This window comes from Nocardiopsis codii (assembly GCF_036327455.1).
Taxonomy (GTDB): Bacteria; Actinomycetota; Actinomycetes; order Streptosporangiales; family Streptosporangiaceae; genus Nocardiopsis; species Nocardiopsis codii.
Genome location: NZ_JAUZMY010000005.1, coordinates 68,307 through 88,654 on the forward strand (window position 1 = coordinate 68,307; position 20,348 = coordinate 88,654).

A 20,348-nucleotide genomic window follows, 5' to 3' on the forward strand; every position below is an offset into this window, starting at 1 on the left:
GGATCGAAATCTGTCTATGTAACGTTGCGCCTTGCATCGAAGTTTGTCAACATAGACGTATGCCGAATCAAGAGAGCGATACCCCCGTGTCCCCGGGCGCGGTCGCGGACTGCTGCCCGGGGCTGCTGACCGCCCCTCTGGGCGAGGACGAGTCCGTCGAACTGGCCCGCGTGTTCAAAGCCCTGGGCGACCCGGTGCGGCTGCGGCTGCTGTCGATGATTGCTTCCCGCGACGGCGGCGAGGTGTGCGTGTGCGACCTGACCCCCGCCTTCGACCTGGCCCAACCCACGATCTCCCACCACCTCAAACTGCTGCGCGAGGCCGGCCTCATCGCCTCCGAGCGGCGCGGCACGTGGGTGTACTACCGGCTGCTGCCCGCCGCCACCGACCGCCTGGCAGCGATCCTGACCCGCCGCTCCGTCCCGGCGGGCACGTGAGCGCCCCCGCCCGCACCGGCGCGGCCACAGCGGTTGTCGGGCGCCTTCCGACCCTGGACCGGTTCCTGACGGTGTGGATCCTGGCGGCGATGGCGTTCGGTCTGGCCCTGGGGCGCCTGGTCCCCGGTCTGGGCGAGGCCCTGGCCGGGTTCGGTGTCGCCGGTGTCCCGCTGCCGATCGCGGTGGGGCTGCTGGTCATGATGTACCCGGCGCTGGCCAAGGTCCGCTACGACCGCCTGGGCGCGGTCACCGGTGACCGGCGGCTGCTCGTGGCCTCGTTGGCGGTGAACTGGCTGGCGGGCCCGGCGGTGATGTTCGCCCTGGCCTGGCTTCTGCTGCCCGACCTGCCCGAGTACCGCACGGGGCTGATCATCGTCGGACTGGCCCGGTGCATCGCGATGGTCATCATCTGGAACGACCTGGCCTGCGGGGACCGTGAGGCAGCCGCGGTGCTGGTCGCGCTCAACTCCCTGTTCCAGGTCATCGCCTTCGGAGCCCTGGGCTGGTTCTACCTCGTGGCCCTGCCCGGGTGGCTGGGCCTGGAACAGGCCGCTCTGGAGGTGTCGTTCGTCGGCATCTCCGTCTCGGTCGTGGTCTTCCTCGGCGTCCCGCTGCTGGCCGGGTACCTGACCCGCCGCCTGGGCGAGAAGGCCAGGGGGCGGGACTGGTACGAGTCCCGCCTGCTGCCGAGGCTGGGCCCCTGGGCCCTGTACGGGCTGCTGTTCACCATCGTGATGCTCTTCGCCCTCCAGGGCGAGGCGATCACCTCCCGCCCCTGGGACGTCGCCCGGATCGCGCTGCCCCTGCTCGTCTACTTCGTGCTGATGTGGGCCGGGTCGCTCGCGCTGGGCCGCGTGCTGGGCATGGGCTACCCGCGTGCGGTCACGTTGGCCTTCACCGCTGCGGGCAACAACTTCGAACTGGCGATCGCTGTCGCCATCGCCTCCTTCGGCGCCGCCTCCGGTCAGGCCCTGGCCGGAGTGGTCGGCCCGCTCATCGAGGTCCCCGTGCTCATCGGCCTGGTCTACGTCGCGCTGGCCGCCCGGCGCTTCTTCCCGGACGAGGGCTCCACCGGCAGGAGGCCCGTCGACGAAAGGCCCGCAGATGTCTGAGACACCCTCGGTGTTGTTCGTGTGCGTGCACAACGCCGGACGCTCGCAGATGGCAGCCGCGTTCCTGGAGGACCTGGGTGCGGGCCGGGTGCGGGTGCGATCCGCGGGCTCGGCTCCGGCCGGGGAGGTCAACCCCGCGGTGGTGGAGGCGATGGCCGAGGTCGGCATCGACATCGCCGCCAACACCCCCAAGGTCCTCACCGGGGAGGCCGTGCGGGCCTCGGACGTGGTGATCACGATGGGGTGCGGTGACGCCTGCCCGTTCTTCCCCGGTAGGCGCTACCTCGACTGGGTCCTGCCCGACCCCGCCGGGCAGGGGGTGGAGGCCGTGCGGCCCATCCGCGACCGGATCCGACGCCACGTCGAGGAACTGCTGGAGGAACTGGTTTCGGAAACTGCCTGACCGCCGTTGAGGGACGGTTGCGGCCCCGTTCTGCGGGCCGCTGGGGCACCGTGGGGCGACGACGGGCCCCGGGCACCGGAACTCACGTTCCAGCGGTCTTCGCCCGGGGCCCTTCCCGTGCCCGGACCGGGCTGTGCGGTGGAAGTCTCCACCGCGGGCCGGTCAGTTCTCGCTGGGTCCGATCCACGGAGGGAGGTCCCTGTACGGCCACCGCCGCCGGACAGCGTCCTCGGGGGAAAGGTCGCTGTCATGGCTGTGTGCGGGTGCGCTCTCGGAGCGCGCGGCCTCCGTCAGGGGGTCGTTCTCGGATTCGTCGTTCACGCAGGTCCTAGCGGTTGTTTCCGGTGTGGCACTGCGCAGGGTGCCATGGTCGAGGGCTCGTTGTACGGGGAATCCCGAAACTGTTCTTCCCGTCGCCCCCCGACTTCCGACAATCGTGACTTCGGGGTTGCGGGAGAGCGCGTTCCACCTGTGTGGCAGGCGTTGTCGGCCCCGGCCGGGACGCCGCCATGGTCCGGGGCGTCGGCCCGCGCGCTTCGCGGTCTTCCGGATAGCCTGGTCGAGGAGAACAGAGAACCGGACCCCGCCAATTCGCCTGGCGGGGTCCGGTTCTCCGTGTACTGGGCTAGCGCCCGCGCAGTGCGCCCACCAGGGCGCTCCACTCCGGGGCGGGCACCGTTAGGTAGCCGAGGTCCCGGTTCTGGGTGTCGCGGACTCGGACCGCCTCGCCTTCTGACACCTCTACGCACTCCCCACCGTTAGCACTGTGACTGGACTTGTGCCAACGCTTGTCCACTAGGCGGCTCTCCCGCGTAGGGCACTCATGAGCGCGGTCCACTCGGGGGCGGGCACCGCGAGGTGTCCCAGTTCCCGGTTCTGAGTGTCACGGATACCGGTCACCAGGCCCTCTGTGACCTCTACGCAGTTGCCCCCGTTGGCGCTGTAGCTGGACTTGTGCCATCTGGGCGTGTCGGTATTCATGTGAGTGTCCTCAGTACGTCTAGCGAGAGTGCGAGTGGCAGGGAGGCGGCTAGCGCGGAAGTAGCTTGGCTGGAGAGCCTGTCATGCGTAGGCTCCTCGTGAATCACGTTACCGTCAGCGTGGTCGCTGACAACAGCCAGTTCCCCAGTGCGTAGGCGGAAGAGCATCAGTGGGGACGTGGGGCCAAGCAGGATGGTCCCCTCCGGTACGAGATGCACTGCGACGCGCCCCGTCTCAACCCACTCCAAAAGGTAAGCCGCTTGAGTGCGGCGAAGTGATGCCGGGAGGCCGGACACAGCTGCCACAGGAAACACGGCGATCACTTCGAGGTCGGATAGTTCGCCGAGTCGCTCCGTGCGCAGCTTGACCAGACGCGCGAGGTCTTCCGCTGTTGCGAGTGGATGCGCCGTCCGGAACACGCCGCGAGAGACCTCTGAGCTTTGCAGGTACCCCGGCACCAAAGCGGGTGTGACAAGCGTGAGGTGTCGCGCGGAACGCTCGATCGAAACGAGGTCCCGGGCCCATTCTGGCAGCCCTGTTCCCTCTGTTGTTCTCCGCCAAGCAGCCAAGAGTGCCCCCTGGGCCCCAAGGGCTTCGTCCAAGAGCGCAACGTTGTCCTTTTTTGGCGTACCTGATCCCCCTTTCCATCGATTTACGCTGGAATGTGAAGTCCGACTGCGGTCTGCGAGCTGTTGCTGGGTAAGTCCGGCCAGCTCGCGGAACTTCGCAAGGCATTCCTGAAAGGGGGTTTGAGTCATGTAGGGCAGATTAGCAATCCTGTCTCATCTGAACGCGGGGGATCCCATGATTGATGCGAATGCTGTGGGATCCCCACGTGGGGGTGCAATCTAGTCCCAGGCCGCTTGCAAGCCGGGCTGGTCCCAGGGGGTCATATTTTCCACCCCGGACGGTGGGCCTGCTTGGCGAGAAGACTCAATTCTTCTCTGGTGGATGATTTCCAGTGCAAGAAAAGCCTCGACGGTCGAAGTAGAGAGCGACCGCCGAGGCGAAATGCCCCACATGTCCGCAAATGACAAGAGGTGAGACGAATGCAGGATACCGTTCCCCGTACACCCGCGCCAGAACTCCCCCGCAGGATAAGCCTCGCCGATTCCGCCAAATCCGGCATAGAGCTGAACCACACCCCCGCCCATGTGGCCTTCGCGCAACGGTGGGCCTACCACGCAGCCCGCAGCGGGGACCGCACCAACTCCGCCGTGGCCACCGCCGCCGTGGTCCTGGTGGAGAACGCCCACACCCACACCCGCAGCGGCCTGCCCGGCGGCGGTGTACGCCTCGTCCTGACCCGGGGTCCCTTCCTGCTGGCGTTGGAGGTCACCGACGACGGCCCCCGCCCAGGACAGGCGCGCTACCCCCTCCCGCGCACCCGCCCCGACCGCACCGGCCTGCGCCTGGTCGAACACCTCACCATCTACTGGGACTGGGAAGGAACCGGCGGAGGACCCCTGACCGTGCGGGCGATGTTCGAGCTCCCATGAGCCGCTGGACGCCCGCCCACGACCGGACCCACTACCAACAGGCGGAGACCCTGAACCGCACCTGCGCCCCGTACTGGTGGGTGATGTGGTCACCCTCCCTGAGGCTCTACATCGCCTTCTACCGAGGCCCGGCCAGGATCACCCCGCTACGCCACAGCGACCCCGCCCACCTCACCGACCACGCACGCTACGTGGCCCGAGCCCTGGCCAGAGGTCGACCGCCCTGACCTGCCCGACCCCTCATCTCGCGCACCGCGCCACGAGGGACAGCCCACGAACCGGGGTCGGGCGTACTTCCCCGGCCCGACCCCACCCCTGCTCCCCCGCCGGACCCGCCGCTCACCGAGCCCGCACCCGCGGTACAACCCGCACACCCACACGTTCACGAGGAGAACCGATCGTGCCCGCCCCTTCCGCCACCACCGGACTCCTGGAAACCACCGGGGACCTGCTCACCCCCGGCGAGGTCGCCCGCCTGTTCCGCGTCGATCCCAAGACCGTCACCCGTTGGGAGAAGCACGGACGCCTCACCTCCCTCAAGACCCTCGGCGGCCACCGCCGCTACCCCACATCCCAGATCACCGCCCTGCTCACCGCCCATCCCGAGGAGAACGAGATCATCCGCGCACTCGAGGACGTCCACACCCTGGCCACCGACACCGGGGCCCTCACCGAAGCCGCGCGCATCGCCCACCTCATCACCGCCCTCCGCGTCCGCGACTGACCACCCGGGGCCGGAGAGGCGGGGAACTGGACGTGAAGGGGTCGTGGCCGCTCACCCGCCCCGCGGACTGGGATGATCGGGCCGTGAACGATTTCATGACTCCACAACAGATCGCCCGCCGCGCCGCCGCCGCAGTCGACGCGGCAGTCGGAGCGGGACGCGACCTCGGACTCACCGTGAACGACGCGACGGTGCTCCACGACCTGTTCTCCGTCGTCGTCCACCTCGCTCCCTCACCGGTCGTGGCCCGGATTCCCGTCGTCCTGCCGCACACGTCGGACCTCGACTCCGTCACCCGCCGCCAGCGCTCCGAACTGGACGTGACGCGGTGGCTGGCGGACCGGGGGACCCCCGTGATCCCTCCCAGCCCCCTCGTGCCGCGGGAACCCGTGCAGCGCGACGGGCACTCGATGACGTTCTGGGAGTTCGTCGAGGAGGACCGGGCCAAGGAGCCCGACTACGCGGCGAACGCCGAGATCATCGCCGACCTGCACGCCGCGATGCGCGACTACCCGGGCCGCCTCTCGTTCCTGTCCGCGGCCGACCCCCAGTCCCTCGCAGCCGACCTCGCGACACTCGAAGAGCGCCCCGACCTCATCGAGCCGGCCGACCTGGACCGCGCTCTCCGCGAGTGGAGGACCCTGGAACCCCTCGTGCGCTCACGGACGGCGTTCGAGCAGGTGTTCCCGGGGATCGACCTCCAGCCCGTCCACGGCGACTCCCCGCCCGCGAACATCTTCTCCGGGGTGGCGGGGGACCTCTACTCCGACTTCGAGCTGGTCACGCTGGGCCCCGTCGAGTGGGACCTGGCAGCTCTCGGCCCGGAGCTCGAATCCGCCTACGACCGCGGCGCGCGCCGCAACGGTATGAGGGCGTTGGACGAGGACGTCCTGGCCTTCGTGAACGCGGTGGGGATGCTGCGGGCCGTCGCCACCCTCACGCTCGCGCCGCAACTGCCCGCGTTGGTGGGCTACCTGACGCCGGCCGTCGACCAGTGGCGGACGATGCCCTTCGCCGGGGGCCTGGTCTCCCCGGACGGGACCGTGCGGGGGCGCCGCTGACCGGAGGTGGTCGCGGCCCCGGTCCGGGCCGGGTGCCGTCGCGGGATCAGGCTTCGCCGGAGCGCCCGCCCAGATGCCGGGCGAGGAAGCGCTCGGCCGCGCGGTACAGGTCGATCTGGTTCTCCGGATTGAGGAAGCCGTGCCCCTCGTCCGCCTTGAGCATGTACTCGACGTCGACACCGCGCTCGCGCAGCGCCGCGACGATGTTGTCGGATTCGGCCTGCACGACGCGGGTGTCGTTGGCGCCCTGGACGACCATCAGCGGGGTGGTGATCTCGTCCACGCGGGAGATCGGGGAGCGGGCCAGCATGTCGGCCTCCTGATCCGGGTCGGCGGGGTCGCCGACGTAGCGGTACCAGTTGTTGACCAGCGCAGGCCGGATGAACTCCGGCACGGTCCGCATGAAGTTCGCCAGGTCGGAGATGCCGACGACGTCGACGGCCGCCGCGAACCGGTCCGGTGTGAAGGTGACCCCCACCAGCGTCGAGTAGCCGCCGTAGGAGCCGCCGAAGATTCCGACCCGCTCGGGATCCGCGTGGCCCTGCGCCACAGCCCAGTCCACGGCGTCGATCAGGTCGTCGTGCATCTTCCCGGCGAACTCGCCGATCGCGGCCCGCATGTGCGCCCTGCCGTAGCCGGTGGACCCGCGGAAGTTGACCTGGAGCACCGCGTACCCGCGGTTGGCCAGCAGCTGTACGGCCTGGTCGAAACCCCACGCGTCGCGGAACCACGGGCCTCCGTGCACCAGCAGGACCAGCGGCAACCCCGTCGGATCGATCCCGACGGGCAGCGTCAGGTAGGAGGGGAGCTCCAACCCGTCGCGGGCGGTGATCGTCACCGGCCGCATCGGGGCCAGCGACTCCGGGTCCAGACGGGGATAGGGCCGGAACAGCAGCCGCGACTCACCGGTGGCGTGGTCGTAGAACCACGTCGCACCCGGATCGCGGTCGTGCGTGAACGAGACGACCCACCGCTGTCCGCCGTCGTCCGAGGACAGGTGGCCGGGGGTGCCGTCCGACAGCGCCTCCACCTCCTTCAGCACGGCGGCGAAGTCCGCGTCCAGCGGTCGGATCACCTGCTTCTCACCCAGGTAGCGGACGCCGAGCAGTTCGCCGGTCCGGCGGCTGCGGATCAGCGGTGACCCGGCCTGGGCGACCGAGCGGCGCGTGCCGTCGAGGTCGTGGACCGGGTGGCTGTCGACCTCGGTCTCCTCACCGGTGGCCAGGTCGATCAGGGCCAGCCGCATCCGGTCGCCGCCGGTGAAGGAGCCGACCCAGACTCCGGTCCCGTCGGCGGTGAGTTCGATCGGGAAGAGGCCCAGCGGGTGATCGTCCCCGTCGAACACCGCGATCGGGTCCGGGTCGCCCCCGTTCCAGCGGGACAGCACGATGGCGCCGTCGTCGGCCATGGTGAGGGAGAGCGGTTCGCGTTCCCGGGTGAGCAGCCAGTCCAGGACATGGCCGGGGTTCTCCGCGAGCACGGTGAGCTCGCCGGAGGCGATGTCGAGCTCGACCAGGTCCATCTCGTCGGCCTTGCGGTGGTTGATCTGCATCAGCACCGTCCCGGGCCGCCCGTGCGGCTGACTGTGGTTCAGCACCCGTGCTCCCGGGAACGGCGTCAGGTCGACGGCCGGCGCGGCCGGCACGTCCAGGTCGACCCGGTAGAGGTGGTGGTTCTCGTCGCCGCCGGTGTCCTGGGAGTAGATCAGCCGGCGCGCGTCGTGGGTCCATTCGTAGCGCAGCACGCTGCGGGTCTCGTCGGCGGTCACGCAGCGCGGCTCGCCGTCGGGGCGGCCGGACGGGTCGAGGTCCTGCACCCAGACGTTGAGCCGGTTCCTCCACGGCGCCAGGTAGGCGATCCGGGTCCCGTCCGGCGAGATCGACGCTCCGGAGCGCTCGGGAGATCCGAGCAGGTCCTCGACCGGGATGAGGCCGGGCATGGCCATCGGGTGTCCTTCCGTCGTTCCTGTGAGGCGGTAGGACCAGGACAATCGATGCCGTCGCGGCACACTCAACAGCGAACGCGGGTGACCCCGGTCACTTTCGTGCCGGGGGGTCCCCGACGCTCAGAAGCGGAAGCGCAGCACCCGCATCATGCCCCGGACCGACGGCCAGCGGGACAGCACCCGGTACAGGGAGCGGAAGGCCTTCTCGGGCACGGACGCGTGGTCGCCGATCATCTCGTAGTCGCCGGTGAGCGCCAGGCGCGGGTACCAGCGCTCGGGCATGCGGGGGTCCTCCACGGCGTACATGTCATAGCCGAACACCTTCGCCAGGCGCCCCACCGGCGGGGAGACGACGTCGAAGACCATCTCGCCGCCCGCGGGGAAGCGCTCCAGGAGACGGCCGAGCAGCGCGCGGGTCTCCTCCGGCCGCAGGTACTCCAGCAGGCCCTCCGCGACCACCAGGACGGGCGCGTCCGCGGGGATCTCCGCCAACCAGTCGGACTCCGTCGCCGACCCGGCGAGGAGCCGGTAGCGCGCGGGTTCGGGCAGGACCCGGCGGCGCAGTGCGACGACGTCCGGCAGGTCCGTGTCGATCCAGCGGCCGTGTTCGGGGGCGCCGATCCGCAGTGCGCGGGCGTCCAGCCCGCAGGCCAGCTGGAGGACCGTCCCTCCCGGGTTCGCGGAGATCCACTCGCGGACCCACGTGTCGATCCGGCGGGCGCGGAGCAGGACGAAGTAGCGGTCCCCCGCGACGCCCAGGAGGTCGCGGCGGTCGAACTCCAGGCGGTCCATCACGTCCACGGCCCACACGTCGCCGAGGACCGGTTCGGCGTTCCGGAAGTCGAGAACCTTGTGGTAGACGGTCCATAACAGGGTCTTCTCGACCTTGCTCAGCCGTACCCGCACCTTGTCCGCGCCCTGGTCGGCGACGTCGCCCCCACCCATGCCCGGCATCCTCTCGCTCGGCGATCGATGACCGGTTCCCTACCCGCCACCGCCCGCCGGACGCGCGGGATCGAGGGGGGTCGAGGCCGCTGAAGCCGTCCGGCGCAAGCACCCGCGCGGAGACCGCCCGCACCCCGCGGACCGACCGGGGGTAGGGGGTGTCTCCTGGCCGTCGGGGGCACCGGTCCACGCATCGGAGCTGAAACTGCCCGGCAGGCCCGGGAACCCGCTGCCGATCGAGCCGGTCTCGATCTCGCCCTCTCCCGAGAAGGAGCCGGTGGACGCCTACGGGAGTTCGCACGTGTCCTGTGCACCCGCGGCTCGCTGACGATGGTGCCCACGTGCTCGACCCAGGCGGAGAACATCCGCTCACGCGCACGGGGGAACCCCGTAAGCCCCCGGTGACCCCGGGACGGCAGGAGCTGCGGAGTACACAGGTCACTCGATCAACAACCCCTGTCAGTCGCCCGCGGTCAAGCGCTCAAGGAGGGTCAGCGCGTCCGCGCTGGCCGTGTCACGTCGGTCGACGGTCGCGACCACGACGGTCTGGTCCGGCTCCCGTGCGACGACGAGAACCTGCTGGGCCACCGTGATCGGGCCCACGTGCGGATGACGCAGCTCATAGCGGCTCGCCTCGCACGGCCTGACATCGTGCTGGTGCCACAGTTCGGCGAAGTCCGGGCTTCGCAGCGACAACTCACTGACGAGCGTCGCCAGGGCGGCATCGTGCGGGCGCCGTCCAGCCACGGCACGGAGATTCCCCACCACCGCCCGCGCCTTGCGATACCAGTCCGCGTAGAGCACACGAGTGCTCTCCTCCAGGAAGACCAGGCGGGCCATGTTCGGCCGTGCTCGCGGGTCGCCGGGAGAAAGGGGATCGAGGTGGGGCGCCAGCAGGGCGTGCCCCATGGGGTTCCAGGCCAGCACGTCGGTGCGTGCGCCGAGCACCAGTGCCGGCGTTGTTCCGAACGAATCCAGCAGTTCGTTCGTCGCCTCGTCCACGTGTTCCGCGGGGGCGGCGTCCGGTGCCGCGGTGGTGGGACGGTGGCCGGCCAGGCGGAGGAGGTGCTCGCGTTCGAAGGAGTCCAGTTGCAGCGCGTTCGCGAGCGTGTTGAGGACGGATGCCGACACGTTGACCGGCGTGCCCTGCTCGAGCCGGGTGTAGTAGGAGACGCTGACCCCGGCGCAGTAGGCCACCTCCTCCCGCCGCAAACCTCGTACCCGGCGCCGCTCGTCCCTGGGATAACCGATGTCCTCGGGACGCAGCCGTGAGCGGCGGGCGTACAGGAACTCGCCGAGTGTGTTCGTATCACCGTCCATGCGTCGAGTGTGCCTCCGAATCCCTCCACGTGACTACCACTGCCGGTGGTACCTCCGGCCTGGTCTGGATACGACGGCCGTGAGCACGGGAGAGTGCAGGTCATCGAACGTTCGACGGTATGGGGAGCCACAACATGTCCGATATCACCCTCGGCGACGTCACGGTCGCGAGGATCGACGAGTACTACGGACCCGTCGGGCTGAGGCCCACGGAGTTCTTTCCGCAGAGCAGCGCAGAGGTGTGGGAGCGCAACGAGTCCTGGCTGGCGCCCGACTTCCTCGACCCGGAGAGCGGCATCTGCCGTTCCGCCATCCAGACCTGGCTGATCCGCAGTGAGGGGCGCACGATCCTCATCGACACCGGGGTCGGGAACGGCAAGTACCGCCCCTACTCTCCGGTGTGGAGCTACCTCGACTCCCCCTACCTCCAGAACCTGGCCCGTGCCGGGGTCCGCCCCGAGGACGTGGACGTCGTCGTGAACACCCACCTGCACGTCGACCACGTGGGCTGGAACACGCGTCTGCGCGACGGGGAATGGGTGCCCACCTTCCCCAACGCCACGTACCTGATGCCGAGGCGCGACTTCGAGTTCTGGGATCCCGAGGGACCCCACCGCCCCCATCTGGGCCGAGGCAACCAGAACGTGTACGAGGACTCCGTCGCACCCGTCGCCGCGGCGGGGCTGGTGGAGCTGTGGGACGGGTCGTACCGGATCGACGGGAACCTCACCCTTGAGCTCGCCCCGGGGCACACGCCGGGGTCGTCGGTCATCAGGCTCGAATCCGGGTCCGACCGCGCCGTCTTCATCGGTGACCTCGTCCACAGCGCCCTCCAGTTCGTGGAGCCCGACACCAACAGCTGCTTCTGCGAGGATCCGGTCCTGGCCCGTCATACGCGTCGGCGCGTCCTGGGCTGGGCGGCGGACCACAACGCCCTCGTTCTCCCCGCCCATCTCGGCGGCCACGGTGCGGCCGAACTGGTCCGCGACGGCGAGTCCTTCGCCCTCAAGGGGTGGGCCCCGTTCGAGCGTGTGAGCGTCGAACGATGAGCCCCTCCCGCGACACGCAGGCAGACCCGATTGTCACCACCGAATCCGGAGCGGCACGAGGCAGCTCGGTCGGTGGCGTGCTCGAGTTCCGCGGAATCCCCTACGCCGCGACACCGACCGGGGCCGCACGGTTCCGCCCTCCCGAGCTCCACCCGGGATGGCAGGGTGTCCGCGACGCGAGGTCCCCGGGGGCCACCGCGCCGCAGGCGAACCGGAAGGGTTTCGGCGGGCTCGACATGCGTCCCTACTTCGGACCGGGATGGGTCCGTGGCGAGGACTCCCTGACGCTCAACGTGTGGGCACCGGCGCAGACCGCGGGAGGGCTGCCGGTCATGGTATTCGTCCACGGTGGTGGGTTCGTCTCCGGTGCGATCGACGCGGCGCTCTACGACGGGAGGGCCTTCGCGCGGGACGGCGTGGTGCTGGTCACGGTCGCTTACCGCCTCGGCGTCACCGGTTTTCTCGATCTACCCGGCGCTGAGCGAAATCGCGGTCTCCTGGACGTCGCAGCAGCCCTGGAATGGGTCCGGCGGAACATCACCGCCTTCGGCGGCGATCCGGACAACGTCACACTCTTCGGTCAATCCGCCGGTGCCACGATCGTGTCGGGAGTGATCGCGCGGAGAGCGGCGGAAGGCACCTTCCGGCGCGCGATCGTCCAGAGCGGAAGCGGCACGGGCGCGTTCACGCCAGAACAGGCGGCCCGGGTCACGGCGGCCGTCGCGGACCGGCTGGGCGTCGCGGCCGATCCGATCGGGTTCGCCGGAGTCCCGGACGAAGACCTGGTCGAGGTGCTCGGAAGCGTGGGAGCGCTGGATCTGACCACCTCGTCCGCGTTCGATCCCCTGGCCGGCCTGAGCCCGATCGGTCTCGTCCTGGATGAGCAACCCGCCATGTCGATCGCGCGCGGAGCCGCGGACCACATCGACCTGTTCGTCACGACGAACGCCGAAGAGGGGAACCTCTACCTCGCCCCACAGGGGAACCTCACGACCTCGACCGACGCCGACCTCTCGATCGCCGCTCGGGTGCACCCCGACCCGGAGGGGCTGATAGCCGCGTACCGCCGCAACCGTCCCGCTGCCGGCGCGGGAGAAATACGTGCCGCCATCCTGGGCGACGCGCTGTTCGGAGACGGATCGCGCCGTCTGGCCGACGCCCACGCGGAACGACCGGGCGGACGCACCTGGGCTGCCCTGTTCTCCTGGAGGCCGGACACCCTCGACGGGGAACTCGGAAGCGCACACACCGTGGAGCTTCCCTTCGTGTTCGACACAGTCGACGCCCCGGGTGTCCGCGGGGCGGGAGCACTCCTGGGGGAAGGCCCCGTCCCAGTCGAGCTCGTCGATTTCGTGCACGGAAGCTGGGTGCTGTTCGCCACCTCGGGAGAACCCGGTTGGGAGCCGTACACGCTCGGGCGACGCGTGACCCAGATCCTCGAGGTCCCGCCGTCCTCGTCCGGAGATCCCCGTCGGGACGAACTCTCGGCGTGGTCGTCGCGATGAGCCGGTGAGGGCGGATTCCAGCGGTCGTCGCAACACGGAAAGTCGGTAGTTCGCCGTGAGGAGCTCGGCCAGACGCACGGCTGGGGTGTCCCGGCCGAGCGTCTGGCGTGGGCGCCCGGACACGGGGCCGTTCCCCGCGCCCAGGCGCCCTCCACCCACGGATGGAGAGAGCCGGCACCGGCCGGCGCCGCATTCTCCCTGCGCTCACTGCCCCTTGCTGTCGGGGCTGATCCACAGCGCCTCGGCGGCCACCAGGCCGAGGGCCTGGGCGCGCTCGGGAGCGCCCTCACCGGGGCGCACGGCGATCTGGAGGGACCCGGCGAAGGGCTGGCGCTCGACCACCTCCACGTTCATCCCGATGCCGATCTCGATGTCGGCCAGGTAGCGGAGCAGTTCGGGGTCGGTGTCGTTGACGCGCACGATGACACCGCTGACACCCTCGTCGGCGTTGGACAGCAGCACGGACTCGCGCTCGACGATGTGCCCCTCACGGGTGGGGATGGGGTCGCCGTGCGGATCGACCACGGGGTTGCCCAGGTGAGTGGCGATGCGGTCCACGAACTTGTCCGACACGACGTGTTCGAGGATCTCGGCCTCGTCGTGGACCTCGTCCCAGGAGTAGCCCAGCTCGGCGACCAGGTACGTCTCCAGCAGCCGGTGGCGGCGCAGTACCGACAGGGCGGCCCTGGTTCCGGGCTCGGTGAGGCTGACCGCGCCGTAGCGCTGGTGCTCCACGAGGCCGAGTTCGGTGAGCTTGCGCAACATCCCCGAGACCGAGGAGTTGGACACCGACAGGCGTTCGGCCATCCCGGAGATCGTCACCGGTCCGGTGCCGCGCTCCTGTAGGTCGTAGATGACCTTCACGTAGTCCTCAGCCGACGTGGACGGTCGTGTCGGTGTGTTCCCCATGGTCGCAACCGTATCGCGGACCGCCCGCAGGCAACGATTTCCGCACCGGTCCCGTGGCCGGTGCCGGTGCGGAACGAGGGCGGGTTCAGTCGGGGCAGCTCTGACCGGTCCGCCCCAGTGCCGGGCGTCCGCGCGACACGGTCCGCGTCCCGGCCGCGCCGATCTCGCGCATCTGCACCGAGCCGCAGGCGCAGCGCACCCACACCGTGAGTCCGTGGACCGTGACGTGCTTGGACATCACCAGGAACGGCTGATCGTCGGGCCATCCGCAGTGGGGGCAGACAGTGGTCATCGCACACCTTCTCCTTCGGGGTCTGACACCAGCCTCACTCCCTGAACTGTTAAAGTCCAGGTTGAATTTCTGCATGGTTATGTGAAGAATCAAGTACATGATCGACCTCAGGCGCCTCCGTATCCTGCGGGCCGTCGCCCACTACGGGACGGTGACCGCCGCCGCCAACGCCCTGCACTTCACCCCCTCCGCCGCCTCCCAGCAGATCCGCCAGCTGGGCAGGGAACTCGACGTCACGCTCCTGGAGCCCGACGGCCGCGGCGTGCGGCTCACACCCGCCGCGCGCACCCTGCTCGACCACGCCGACGCCATCCACACCCGGTGGGAACAGGCGGAGGCGGAGATGCGCGGACTGGGCACCGAGCCCTCCGGGCTCCTTCGGGTGGCCGCGTTCCCCATGGCCGTGTCCAGGCTGCTCGCACCCATGGCCGCGGCCCTGACCGCCGAACACCCCAGGCTGGACGTGCGCGTCCTGGAGGCCGAACCCGGCGAATGCCTGGACCTGCTCTTCCGGGGCGGGATCGACGTGACCGTCATCGAGGCCGCCCCGGGCGCTCCGCCTGTCACCGACGCCCGCTTCGACCAGGTCCCGCTCCTGGACGACGTCTTCGACCTCGTGGTGTCCGACCGCCACCGGCTCGCGCAGCGCACGAGCGTCGCGCTCGCCGAGACCGCCGCCGAGTCGTGGGTCCTGCCCCCGTCCGGCACCACCTGCCACTCGCACACCATGACGGTCTGCGCGGCGGTCGGCTTCACCCCCGACGGATCCCACCAGGCCCTGGCCTGGGGCTCCGTCGCCAGCCTGGTCGCGCACGGGCTGGGGGTGGCGCTCATCCCCCGCATGGCGGACATCTCCCCCGACCTGCCGGTCACACGCATCCCCCTGGAGGGCCCCTACGTCCCGGCGCGCAAGCTGCTCACGTGCATCCGCGAGGGTTCGCGGCAGAACCCCGCGGTGGCCGCAGCCCGGACCGAACTCCAGAGGCTCGCCGCCACAGCCACAGCCACAGCCACAGCCCCCGCCGCTGTCGCGGCGATCGCCTGACGGCGGACGCCGGGGAGTGCCGTCGGGCCCCGGCCGCGGACACCGGCAGGGGGCCGCTCCGCACGGAGCGGCCCCCTGCCCTGTGCCCGCCATGGGCCGGGGCGAGCCCCCGATCCCGACCCGTGGTCCCTCGCCCCCGCCGTCAGGCGTCGCCGGCTCCGCGCCGGAGCCGGATGACGGGGATCGTGCGGTCGGTGGCCTCTTCGTACTGCGCGAACCCCGGGGCGGCGGTGATGACCTGCTGCCAGATCCGGTCGCGTTCGGAACCGGTGACTTCCTCGGCGGTCACCGGGAACTCGCTCCCGGCGACCACCACGCGCACCCGGTCGGGGTGGGCGCCCAGGTTGAGGTACCAGACGGGGTGCTTCGCGGCGCCGGCCGCGGAGGCGATGATCGCGTAGTTCCCGTCCTCCAGAGGGAAGTAGGCGACCGGTGTCTCGCGTTCCTGCCCGGTCTTCCTGCCGACGGTGATCAGGACGAGCGCGTTCATCCCGGTCGGCCCGCTGCCGCCCCCGCGGATGTCGGCGATCACGCCCTCGTTCATCTGGCGCATCCGGTCGGCGGGGGGCAGCTGCGCGCCGCGGCTGCCCTGGGGCGTGTCGAAGCCCATGGTGACTCCTTCTCGATAGGTGGTCGAGACCGTCGGTGCGGCCCCCGGTCGGGCGCGTGCGGACGCCGCCCGGATCATCGCCCTGCCCCTGCGGCGGTCAGCCCAGGGCCGGGTAGTCGGTATACCCGCGTGCGCCGCCGCCGTAGAAGGTGGCCCGGTCCGGCTCGTTGAGCGGTTCCCCGGCGGCCAGACGTGCCGGGAGGTCGGGGTTGGCCAGGAAGAGGGCCCCGTAGGAGACCAGGTCCGCGGTACCGTTCCGCACCAGGCCGAGCGCGTCCGGGCCGGCCGGGACGCGGGAGCCGGTGCCGGGGTTGAGGAGGAACGTGTGCGGCCACGCGGCGCGCAACCGGCCGGTGAGCTCCCGGCCGGCCTTCTCCACCAGGTGCAGGTAGGCCAGGCCAAGCGAGGCGAGCTCGGTCACCAGCGGGACGTAGGTCCCGGCCAGGTCCGCGTCATCGGTGACGTCGTTGAAGGTGCCGCCGGGCGAGAGCCGGACACCGGTCCGGTGGGGGCCGACGGCGGCGGCCACCGCACGGGCGACCTCGACGGTGAGTCTGATCCGGTTCTCCACGGACCCGCCCCACCGGTCCGAGCGCCGGTTGCTGTTGACCGCCAGGAACTGGTGGAGCAGGTATCCGTTGGCACTGTGGACCTCGACACCGTCGAAGCCCGCGGCGATCGCGTTGCGCGCCGCGTCGGCGAAGTCCCGGACCGTCCGGAGGATCTCCTGTTCGGTCAGTTCCCGCGGGGTGACGAACTCCGCCATCCCGTCGTGGGTGTGGACCCGGCCCTCGGCCCGGACCGGCGACGGCCCCACCGGTACCAGCCCGTCGGGCAGCAGGGCCGGGTGGCCGATCCTGCCGGTGTGCATGAGCTGGGCGAAGATCACCCCGCCTGCGGCGTGGACGGCGTCGGTGACCGTCCTCCACGCCTCGACCTGTTCGGCCGAGTGCAGCCCCGGGGTGTTCGGATACCCCTGCCCGACGGCCGAGGGCTGGATGCCCTCGGTGATGATCAGGCCCGCGCTCGCGCGCTGGGCGTAGTACTCGGCGGTCAGCGCCGTCGGGATGCGCTCCGGCTCCTGGGCGCGGCTGCGCGTCATGGGCGCCATCACGATCCGGTTCCGCAGTTTCGTGCCCGCCAGGTCGTAGGCCTCGAACGCCGTGGTCATGTCCTTCTCGCCTTCTCCTGCCGCGGAGCCGGGACAACCTGCTCCGGGGGGTTTGTTGTCCGGCCAAGTAAAACACCCCCGGAGGCGGGTTATTCCAGGGCATGTGTCTTCTCTCCAGGGAATCTATGGTGGTGACGCAGGGTTGCACGAGTACCTGGCCGGTCAAGGAAACCGCACCGGGAAGACGACGCGTTCGCGTGAGAGGGACATCATGTGCAGCACACCCGCAGGGCGTTCCGACGAGTGCGGCCCCTCCCCCCGGCCCTCGGTCACCGAGCGGCCGGGGCCGGTCAGCCACGCGATCGTGCGCGTGGCGCGACTGCACCGCATGCTCGCGGGCCAACTGCTGCGCCGCGTCGGACTGCACCCCTCACAGGAGCTGGTCATGATGCAGCTGTGGGAGGCGGGGCCGCAGAGGCTGAGCGACCTCGCCCGGCTCCTCGGCACGGACGCCGCGACCATGACCCGTACCGTCCAGCGGCTCGAACAGGGCGGGTTCGCCAAGCGCGCGCCCAGCCCGACCGACGGGCGGGTCACCATGGTCGAGGCCACCACGGCCAGCCAGGGCCTGCGGGCCGAGGTGGAGCGGGTGTGGGAGGAGCTCGAACACAGCGTCGCCGGCGACCTCGACGGAGCCGAGCGCGACGGGGTCCTGACCGTGCTGGACCGGATGGAGCAGAGCCTGGAGCAGACCCTCGGGCGGGTCCGCACCCAGCAGGAGTGACCCGGCGTCCCGGGCCCGGGGCCCGTGTCGCGTCCGCGGTCCCGCACGGCCTGACGGCGGAGCACGGGCGCCGTCGCCGTGTGCCGGTGTTCCTCCTCGCCGGGGCCTGACCCGAGGACGCCGGAAGGACGCCGGAGAGACGTGGCCCCGGCCGCCCGAGCGGGATCATGAGAACGGCTGACACTTCAGCCCCCGGGTCCGAGTGCGCCCCGTTCCCGCCCCGAACACGACCGGGGTACGGCCTCCGTCGGGGACGGCTCCGCTAGCATGCCGCAGATGACGGCCCTCCACCGCGATCCAGGGCCCGGTGTCGCCCCGGGCGCCGAGCACGAGTACGCCGCCTGCGCCGACCTGTGGTCCCGGGCCCTCGCCCACCGCGACGGGACACCGCCCGACCCGCTCGTCCGGGAGCGGGTGCTGCGCAAGCTCGGCCAGGAACCCCACCTGCTCCTCGTGCTGCGCCCCGACCAGGACGGCGATCCGCTGGGCTTCTCCCTGAGCTTCCCGCCCGCGGGCCCGGAGCCGTCGCGCACCGCGCACCTGGCCTACCTCGCGCTGGACCCCGGCGGCCAGGGGCGCGGGTGGGGGCGGCGCCTGTTGGCCGCCACCCTGGAGCGCCTGTCGGGGACGGCCGACGCGGTCGTCCTGGAGGTCCTTCCGGACAACACGGCCGCCCGCGCCCTCTACGAGTCGTCGGGGTGGCGGGCGGTGGGCGAGGGCCGGTTCGCGGACTCCGGTCGGCCCAACGTCGTCTACCGCCGCGACCTGGACCGCCGATGACCAGCGCCGGACCTCCGCCGCGGTCTCCGCGACCAGCCGCGGTTGCGCCGCCTGCTCCTCGCGGGTCGGCGCGTCACCCACGACGGTGGAGGAGAACCCGCACCGCGGGGACGGGCACGGCTGCTCCGGCCGGAGGCGGCGGCCCGCCTCCTCGGTCCTGCGACTGAGCCCGTCCCGTCGCGGCCGGGATCAGGGCGCGAAGGTGGGATCCGGCACCACGGTCACGTCCAGGACCAGCGGTTCGCCACGGTCGGCGAGCCCGGGGACGACCTCGTCCAGGACCCGCACCAGGTCGTCGTGGGTGGCGACCTCCACCGCCGGGCAGCCCAGCCCTCGGGCCAGGGCCGCCAGGGACACCTCGCCGAACGCGGGCCAGGGAGGCTTGCCTCCGCGGTGCTCCGCGAGGCGGTCCATGATCGCGTAGCGGCCGTTGGACAGCACGACGAAGAGCACGCCGGCGCTGTAGCGGGACGCGCTCCACAGCGCCTGCACCTGGTAGAGAGCGGACCCGTCGCCGACGACCGCCACCACGGGGCGTTCCGGGGAGGCCATGCGCACCCCGGTGGCGGCCGGCAGCGCGAAACCGAGTCCGCCCATGGCGGCCGACAGGAAGCCCAGAGGGGAGCGGGCGGGTAGCAGCCGGTGCAGCAGGGGGCGGCTGGAGGGGGTCTCCTCGACCACGACCGTGTCCGGGGTGATCCGCTCGGCGAGAGCCCGCAGGACGTGGGCGGTGCGCAGGGGTTCGCCCTCCGCCGGCAGCTCCCCCTCTTCGGGAGCCTCCGCGGTACGGGTCGGAGGGGGCGTGGGGCGTTCGCGCACCAGGTCGGCGACCACGGCCGTGAAGGCCGCGACCGGTGCGATGACGGCGAGCTCCGCCGGCCCGCGGTGGGCCTCGGCGGGGTCCTCGGAGACCATCGCCAGCCGGGTGCCGGGGTCCGTGAGCGGGCCGTCGGCGTAGATGTACTGGCGGAAGACGGGGGCGCCGGCCGTGAACACCGCGTCGTGGCCGCGCAGCGCCTCGCGCAGACGGGAGCGCTCGGCGGGCAGGTGCCCGGCGAACAGCGGGTGGTCCTGCGGGAACCCGGCGCGGGCGCCGAAGCTCTCCTGGTAGACGGGGGCGTCCAGGCGTTCGGCCAGGGAGGTCAGGGCCGCCCACGCGGGGGCGTTGTCGGCCCCGGCCCCCACCACCAGCGCGGGGCGTTCGGCGCCGTCCAGGAGTGCGGCGACCTCGGCCGCCGCCCCGTCGTCGGGGGCCACGTGGGCGGGGCGGGCCACCCGCACCGCCGCGGCCCGGGGCTGTTCGGGGTCCACCGGCTGCGACCAGTCGTCCATGCAGACGATGACCAGGACGGGGCCGCGGCCGTGCGCCGCCTCGTGGTGGGCGCGCACGACCGCGCCGGGCACGTCCTGGGCCCGCAGGGGCTGGTGGACCGCGACCGGGTAGTCCCCGGCGAGCCCTTCGAGGCGTCCGGCCAGGAAGGGCTCGTGCTCCAGATGGCGGCGGTCCTGCTGGCCGACCAGGACCACGAGCGGTGCGCGGTTGACGCGTGCCGTGGCCAGGGCGCCGACCGCGTTGCCGAGCCCGGCGGTGGTGTGCAGCTGCACCATCGCGGGCCGGTCGTGGGCGAGGGCCCATCCGGTGGCCATGCCGACCACGGAGCCCTCGTGCAGCCCGAGGACGAAGTCGATGTCGTCGGGCAGGTCCACCAGGAACGGGACCTCGGTGGAGCCGGGGTTGGCGAAGACCGTGGTCATGTCCAGTTCGCGCATGGCGTCCAGCGTCTGCTCGCGAACGGTCGGCCTCGTCTGGTCGGGCACGGTGCCCCTTCTCTCGGT

At 71.2% G+C, this 20,348-nt stretch carries 23 protein-coding genes and 1 pseudogene; 12 read left to right on the forward strand and 12 right to left on the reverse strand.

Annotation, left to right across the window (positions count from 1 at the left end; all coding sequences use genetic code 11):
- Positions 1-59 precede the first annotated feature (59 nt).
- The 3 genes from Q8791_RS06875 to Q8791_RS06885 are packed head-to-tail and all read left to right on the forward strand — an operon-like array spanning position 60 to position 1,952.
- Positions 60-437: an ArsR/SmtB family transcription factor gene (locus Q8791_RS06875; protein ID WP_330090744.1), complete on the forward strand. Its 378-nt coding sequence runs from the start codon at positions 60-62 to the stop codon at positions 435-437.
- Entirely contained in the window at positions 434-1,549 is a 1,116-nt protein-coding gene (gene arsB / locus Q8791_RS06880; RefSeq protein WP_330090745.1) for an ACR3 family arsenite efflux transporter, read from the forward strand. Before Q8791_RS06875 ends, arsB begins: the two co-directional genes overlap by 4 nt.
- Positions 1,542-1,952 (forward strand): arsenate reductase ArsC, encoded by a 411-nt coding sequence (locus tag Q8791_RS06885; protein WP_330090746.1) that lies wholly within the window; start codon positions 1,542-1,544, stop codon positions 1,950-1,952. The genes arsB and Q8791_RS06885 overlap by 8 nt, the downstream gene beginning before the upstream one ends.
- A gap of 162 nt (positions 1,953-2,114) precedes the next feature.
- Here Q8791_RS06885 and Q8791_RS06890 read toward each other — a convergent pair whose 3' ends face one another.
- The 4 genes from Q8791_RS06890 to Q8791_RS06905 form a co-directional block, all read right to left on the reverse strand.
- Positions 2,115-2,273 (reverse strand): hypothetical protein, encoded by a 159-nt coding sequence (locus tag Q8791_RS06890; RefSeq protein ID WP_330090747.1) that lies wholly within the window; start codon positions 2,271-2,273, stop codon positions 2,115-2,117.
- A 304-nt stretch (positions 2,274-2,577) separates the two neighbouring features.
- The gene (locus tag Q8791_RS06895) at positions 2,578-2,790 is read right to left on the reverse strand and encodes a DUF397 domain-containing protein (RefSeq protein WP_330090748.1); all 213 of its coding nucleotides are present in this window, start codon (positions 2,788-2,790) and stop codon (positions 2,578-2,580) included.
- Positions 2,748-2,933 (reverse strand): DUF397 domain-containing protein, encoded by a 186-nt coding sequence (locus Q8791_RS06900; RefSeq protein ID WP_330090749.1) that lies wholly within the window; start codon positions 2,931-2,933, stop codon positions 2,748-2,750. The genes Q8791_RS06895 and Q8791_RS06900 overlap by 43 nt, the downstream gene beginning before the upstream one ends.
- Positions 2,930-3,691 (reverse strand): Scr1 family TA system antitoxin-like transcriptional regulator, encoded by a 762-nt coding sequence (locus Q8791_RS06905; RefSeq protein ID WP_330090750.1) that lies wholly within the window; start codon positions 3,689-3,691, stop codon positions 2,930-2,932. The genes Q8791_RS06900 and Q8791_RS06905 overlap by 4 nt, the downstream gene beginning before the upstream one ends.
- A gap of 396 nt (positions 3,692-4,087) precedes the next feature.
- Here Q8791_RS06905 and Q8791_RS06910 point away from each other — a divergent pair, with 396 nt between their 5' ends.
- The 4 genes and pseudogenes from Q8791_RS06910 to Q8791_RS06925 all read left to right on the forward strand — a co-directional run bounded on the left by Q8791_RS06910 (position 4,088) and on the right by Q8791_RS06925 (position 6,217).
- Positions 4,088-4,432: an ATP-binding protein gene (locus Q8791_RS06910; RefSeq protein WP_330090751.1), complete on the forward strand. Its 345-nt coding sequence runs from the start codon at positions 4,088-4,090 to the stop codon at positions 4,430-4,432.
- The gene (locus Q8791_RS06915; protein WP_330090752.1) at positions 4,429-4,659 is read left to right on the forward strand and encodes a hypothetical protein; all 231 of its coding nucleotides are present in this window, start codon (positions 4,429-4,431) and stop codon (positions 4,657-4,659) included. The genes Q8791_RS06910 and Q8791_RS06915 overlap by 4 nt, the downstream gene beginning before the upstream one ends.
- A 203-nt stretch (positions 4,660-4,862) precedes the next feature.
- Positions 4,863-5,042, forward strand: a pseudogene (locus Q8791_RS06920) (BldC family transcriptional regulator); the annotation flags it as partial.
- A 197-nt stretch (positions 5,043-5,239) separates the two neighbouring features.
- Positions 5,240-6,217 carry a phosphotransferase gene (locus Q8791_RS06925; RefSeq protein ID WP_330090753.1) on the forward strand — a complete coding sequence of 326 codons (978 nt, stop codon included), beginning with the start codon at positions 5,240-5,242 and terminating at the stop codon, positions 6,215-6,217.
- A gap of 46 nt (positions 6,218-6,263) precedes the next feature.
- On the opposite strand, the gene Q8791_RS06930 is transcribed toward Q8791_RS06925, so the two are convergent.
- From Q8791_RS06930 to Q8791_RS06940, 3 genes are all read right to left on the reverse strand, one after another.
- Positions 6,264-8,162, reverse strand: coding sequence for a S9 family peptidase (locus Q8791_RS06930; protein WP_330090754.1), 1,899 nt, complete (start codon positions 8,160-8,162; stop codon positions 6,264-6,266).
- 120 nt (positions 8,163-8,282) lie between these two features.
- The gene (locus Q8791_RS06935; protein ID WP_330090755.1) at positions 8,283-9,107 is read right to left on the reverse strand and encodes a class I SAM-dependent methyltransferase; all 825 of its coding nucleotides are present in this window, start codon (positions 9,105-9,107) and stop codon (positions 8,283-8,285) included.
- Between the two features lie 459 nt (positions 9,108-9,566).
- Positions 9,567-10,427 carry a helix-turn-helix transcriptional regulator gene (locus tag Q8791_RS06940; RefSeq protein ID WP_330090756.1) on the reverse strand — a complete coding sequence of 287 codons (861 nt, stop codon included), beginning with the start codon at positions 10,425-10,427 and terminating at the stop codon, positions 9,567-9,569.
- A gap of 134 nt (positions 10,428-10,561) precedes the next feature.
- Here Q8791_RS06940 and Q8791_RS06945 point away from each other — a divergent pair, with 134 nt between their 5' ends.
- Together Q8791_RS06945 and Q8791_RS06950 are read left to right on the forward strand one after the other, a co-directional pair.
- A complete protein-coding gene (locus tag Q8791_RS06945) occupies positions 10,562-11,476 on the forward strand; it encodes an MBL fold metallo-hydrolase (protein ID WP_330090757.1) in 915 nt (304 codons plus the stop codon).
- Positions 11,473-12,981, forward strand: a complete 1,509-nt coding sequence (locus Q8791_RS06950; protein ID WP_330090758.1) for a carboxylesterase/lipase family protein — start codon at positions 11,473-11,475, stop codon at positions 12,979-12,981. The genes Q8791_RS06945 and Q8791_RS06950 overlap by 4 nt, the downstream gene beginning before the upstream one ends.
- Positions 12,982-13,185: 204 nt before the next feature.
- Here Q8791_RS06950 and Q8791_RS06955 read toward each other — a convergent pair whose 3' ends face one another.
- Positions 13,186-13,890 carry a metal-dependent transcriptional regulator gene (locus Q8791_RS06955; protein WP_330090759.1) on the reverse strand — a complete coding sequence of 235 codons (705 nt, stop codon included), beginning with the start codon at positions 13,888-13,890 and terminating at the stop codon, positions 13,186-13,188.
- Between the two features lie 85 nt (positions 13,891-13,975).
- Positions 13,976-14,182, reverse strand: coding sequence for a hypothetical protein (locus Q8791_RS06960; protein WP_330090760.1), 207 nt, complete (start codon positions 14,180-14,182; stop codon positions 13,976-13,978).
- Positions 14,183-14,279: 97 nt separating this feature from the next.
- On the opposite strand from Q8791_RS06960, the gene Q8791_RS06965 reads away from it, so the two are divergent.
- Positions 14,280-15,227, forward strand: a complete 948-nt coding sequence (locus Q8791_RS06965) for a LysR family transcriptional regulator (protein ID WP_330090761.1) — start codon at positions 14,280-14,282, stop codon at positions 15,225-15,227.
- 142 nt (positions 15,228-15,369) lie between these two features.
- Here Q8791_RS06965 and Q8791_RS06970 read toward each other — a convergent pair whose 3' ends face one another.
- Positions 15,370-15,837 (reverse strand): nitroreductase/quinone reductase family protein, encoded by a 468-nt coding sequence (locus Q8791_RS06970; protein ID WP_330090762.1) that lies wholly within the window; start codon positions 15,835-15,837, stop codon positions 15,370-15,372.
- A gap of 97 nt (positions 15,838-15,934) precedes the next feature.
- Complete coding sequence (locus Q8791_RS06975) at positions 15,935-17,008, reverse strand: alkene reductase (RefSeq protein ID WP_330090763.1); 1,074 nt, start codon at positions 17,006-17,008, stop codon at positions 15,935-15,937.
- A 211-nt stretch (positions 17,009-17,219) separates the two neighbouring features.
- Between Q8791_RS06975 and Q8791_RS06980 the strand changes: the two genes are divergently transcribed.
- On the forward strand, positions 17,220-17,732 hold the full coding sequence (locus tag Q8791_RS06980) for a MarR family winged helix-turn-helix transcriptional regulator (protein WP_330090764.1): 513 nt from the start codon (positions 17,220-17,222) through the stop codon (positions 17,730-17,732).
- A 276-nt stretch (positions 17,733-18,008) separates the two neighbouring features.
- Positions 18,009-18,512, forward strand: a complete 504-nt coding sequence (locus Q8791_RS06985) for a GNAT family N-acetyltransferase (RefSeq protein WP_330090765.1) — start codon at positions 18,009-18,011, stop codon at positions 18,510-18,512.
- A gap of 189 nt (positions 18,513-18,701) precedes the next feature.
- Here the strand turns inward: Q8791_RS06985 and Q8791_RS06990 are convergent, their stop codons facing one another.
- On the reverse strand, positions 18,702-20,330 hold the full coding sequence (locus Q8791_RS06990; protein ID WP_330090766.1) for a thiamine pyrophosphate-dependent enzyme: 1,629 nt from the start codon (positions 20,328-20,330) through the stop codon (positions 18,702-18,704).
- Positions 20,331-20,348: the final 18 nt, after the last annotated feature.

Excerpts from the sequence above, each read along its gene's own strand:
- Q8791_RS06875 (WP_330090744.1), top strand. The coding sequence starts at position 60 with ATGCCGAATCAAGAGAGCGATACCCCCGTGTCCCCGGGCGCGGTCGCG.
- Q8791_RS06885 (WP_330090746.1), top strand. The coding sequence starts at position 1,542 with ATGTCTGAGACACCCTCGGTGTTGTTCGTGTGCGTGCACAACGCCGGA.
- Q8791_RS06900 (WP_330090749.1), bottom strand. The coding sequence starts at position 2,933 with ATGAATACCGACACGCCCAGATGGCACAAGTCCAGCTACAGCGCCAAC.
- Q8791_RS06905 (WP_330090750.1), bottom strand. The coding sequence starts at position 3,691 with ATGACTCAAACCCCCTTTCAGGAATGCCTTGCGAAGTTCCGCGAGCTG.
- Q8791_RS06915 (WP_330090752.1), top strand. The coding sequence starts at position 4,429 with ATGAGCCGCTGGACGCCCGCCCACGACCGGACCCACTACCAACAGGCG.
- Q8791_RS06930 (WP_330090754.1), bottom strand. The coding sequence starts at position 8,162 with ATGGCCATGCCCGGCCTCATCCCGGTCGAGGACCTGCTCGGATCTCCC.
- Q8791_RS06935 (WP_330090755.1), bottom strand. The coding sequence starts at position 9,107 with ATGGGTGGGGGCGACGTCGCCGACCAGGGCGCGGACAAGGTGCGGGTA.
- Q8791_RS06940 (WP_330090756.1), bottom strand. The coding sequence starts at position 10,427 with ATGGACGGTGATACGAACACACTCGGCGAGTTCCTGTACGCCCGCCGC.
- Q8791_RS06945 (WP_330090757.1), top strand. The coding sequence starts at position 10,562 with ATGTCCGATATCACCCTCGGCGACGTCACGGTCGCGAGGATCGACGAG.
- Q8791_RS06950 (WP_330090758.1), top strand. The coding sequence starts at position 11,473 with ATGAGCCCCTCCCGCGACACGCAGGCAGACCCGATTGTCACCACCGAA.
- Q8791_RS06955 (WP_330090759.1), bottom strand. The coding sequence starts at position 13,890 with ATGGGGAACACACCGACACGACCGTCCACGTCGGCTGAGGACTACGTG.
- Q8791_RS06960 (WP_330090760.1), bottom strand. The coding sequence starts at position 14,182 with ATGACCACTGTCTGCCCCCACTGCGGATGGCCCGACGATCAGCCGTTC.
- Q8791_RS06965 (WP_330090761.1), top strand. The coding sequence starts at position 14,280 with ATGATCGACCTCAGGCGCCTCCGTATCCTGCGGGCCGTCGCCCACTAC.
- Q8791_RS06970 (WP_330090762.1), bottom strand. The coding sequence starts at position 15,837 with ATGGGCTTCGACACGCCCCAGGGCAGCCGCGGCGCGCAGCTGCCCCCC.
- Q8791_RS06975 (WP_330090763.1), bottom strand. The coding sequence starts at position 17,008 with ATGACCACGGCGTTCGAGGCCTACGACCTGGCGGGCACGAAACTGCGG.
- Q8791_RS06980 (WP_330090764.1), top strand. The coding sequence starts at position 17,220 with ATGTGCAGCACACCCGCAGGGCGTTCCGACGAGTGCGGCCCCTCCCCC.
- Q8791_RS06985 (WP_330090765.1), top strand. The coding sequence starts at position 18,009 with ATGACGGCCCTCCACCGCGATCCAGGGCCCGGTGTCGCCCCGGGCGCC.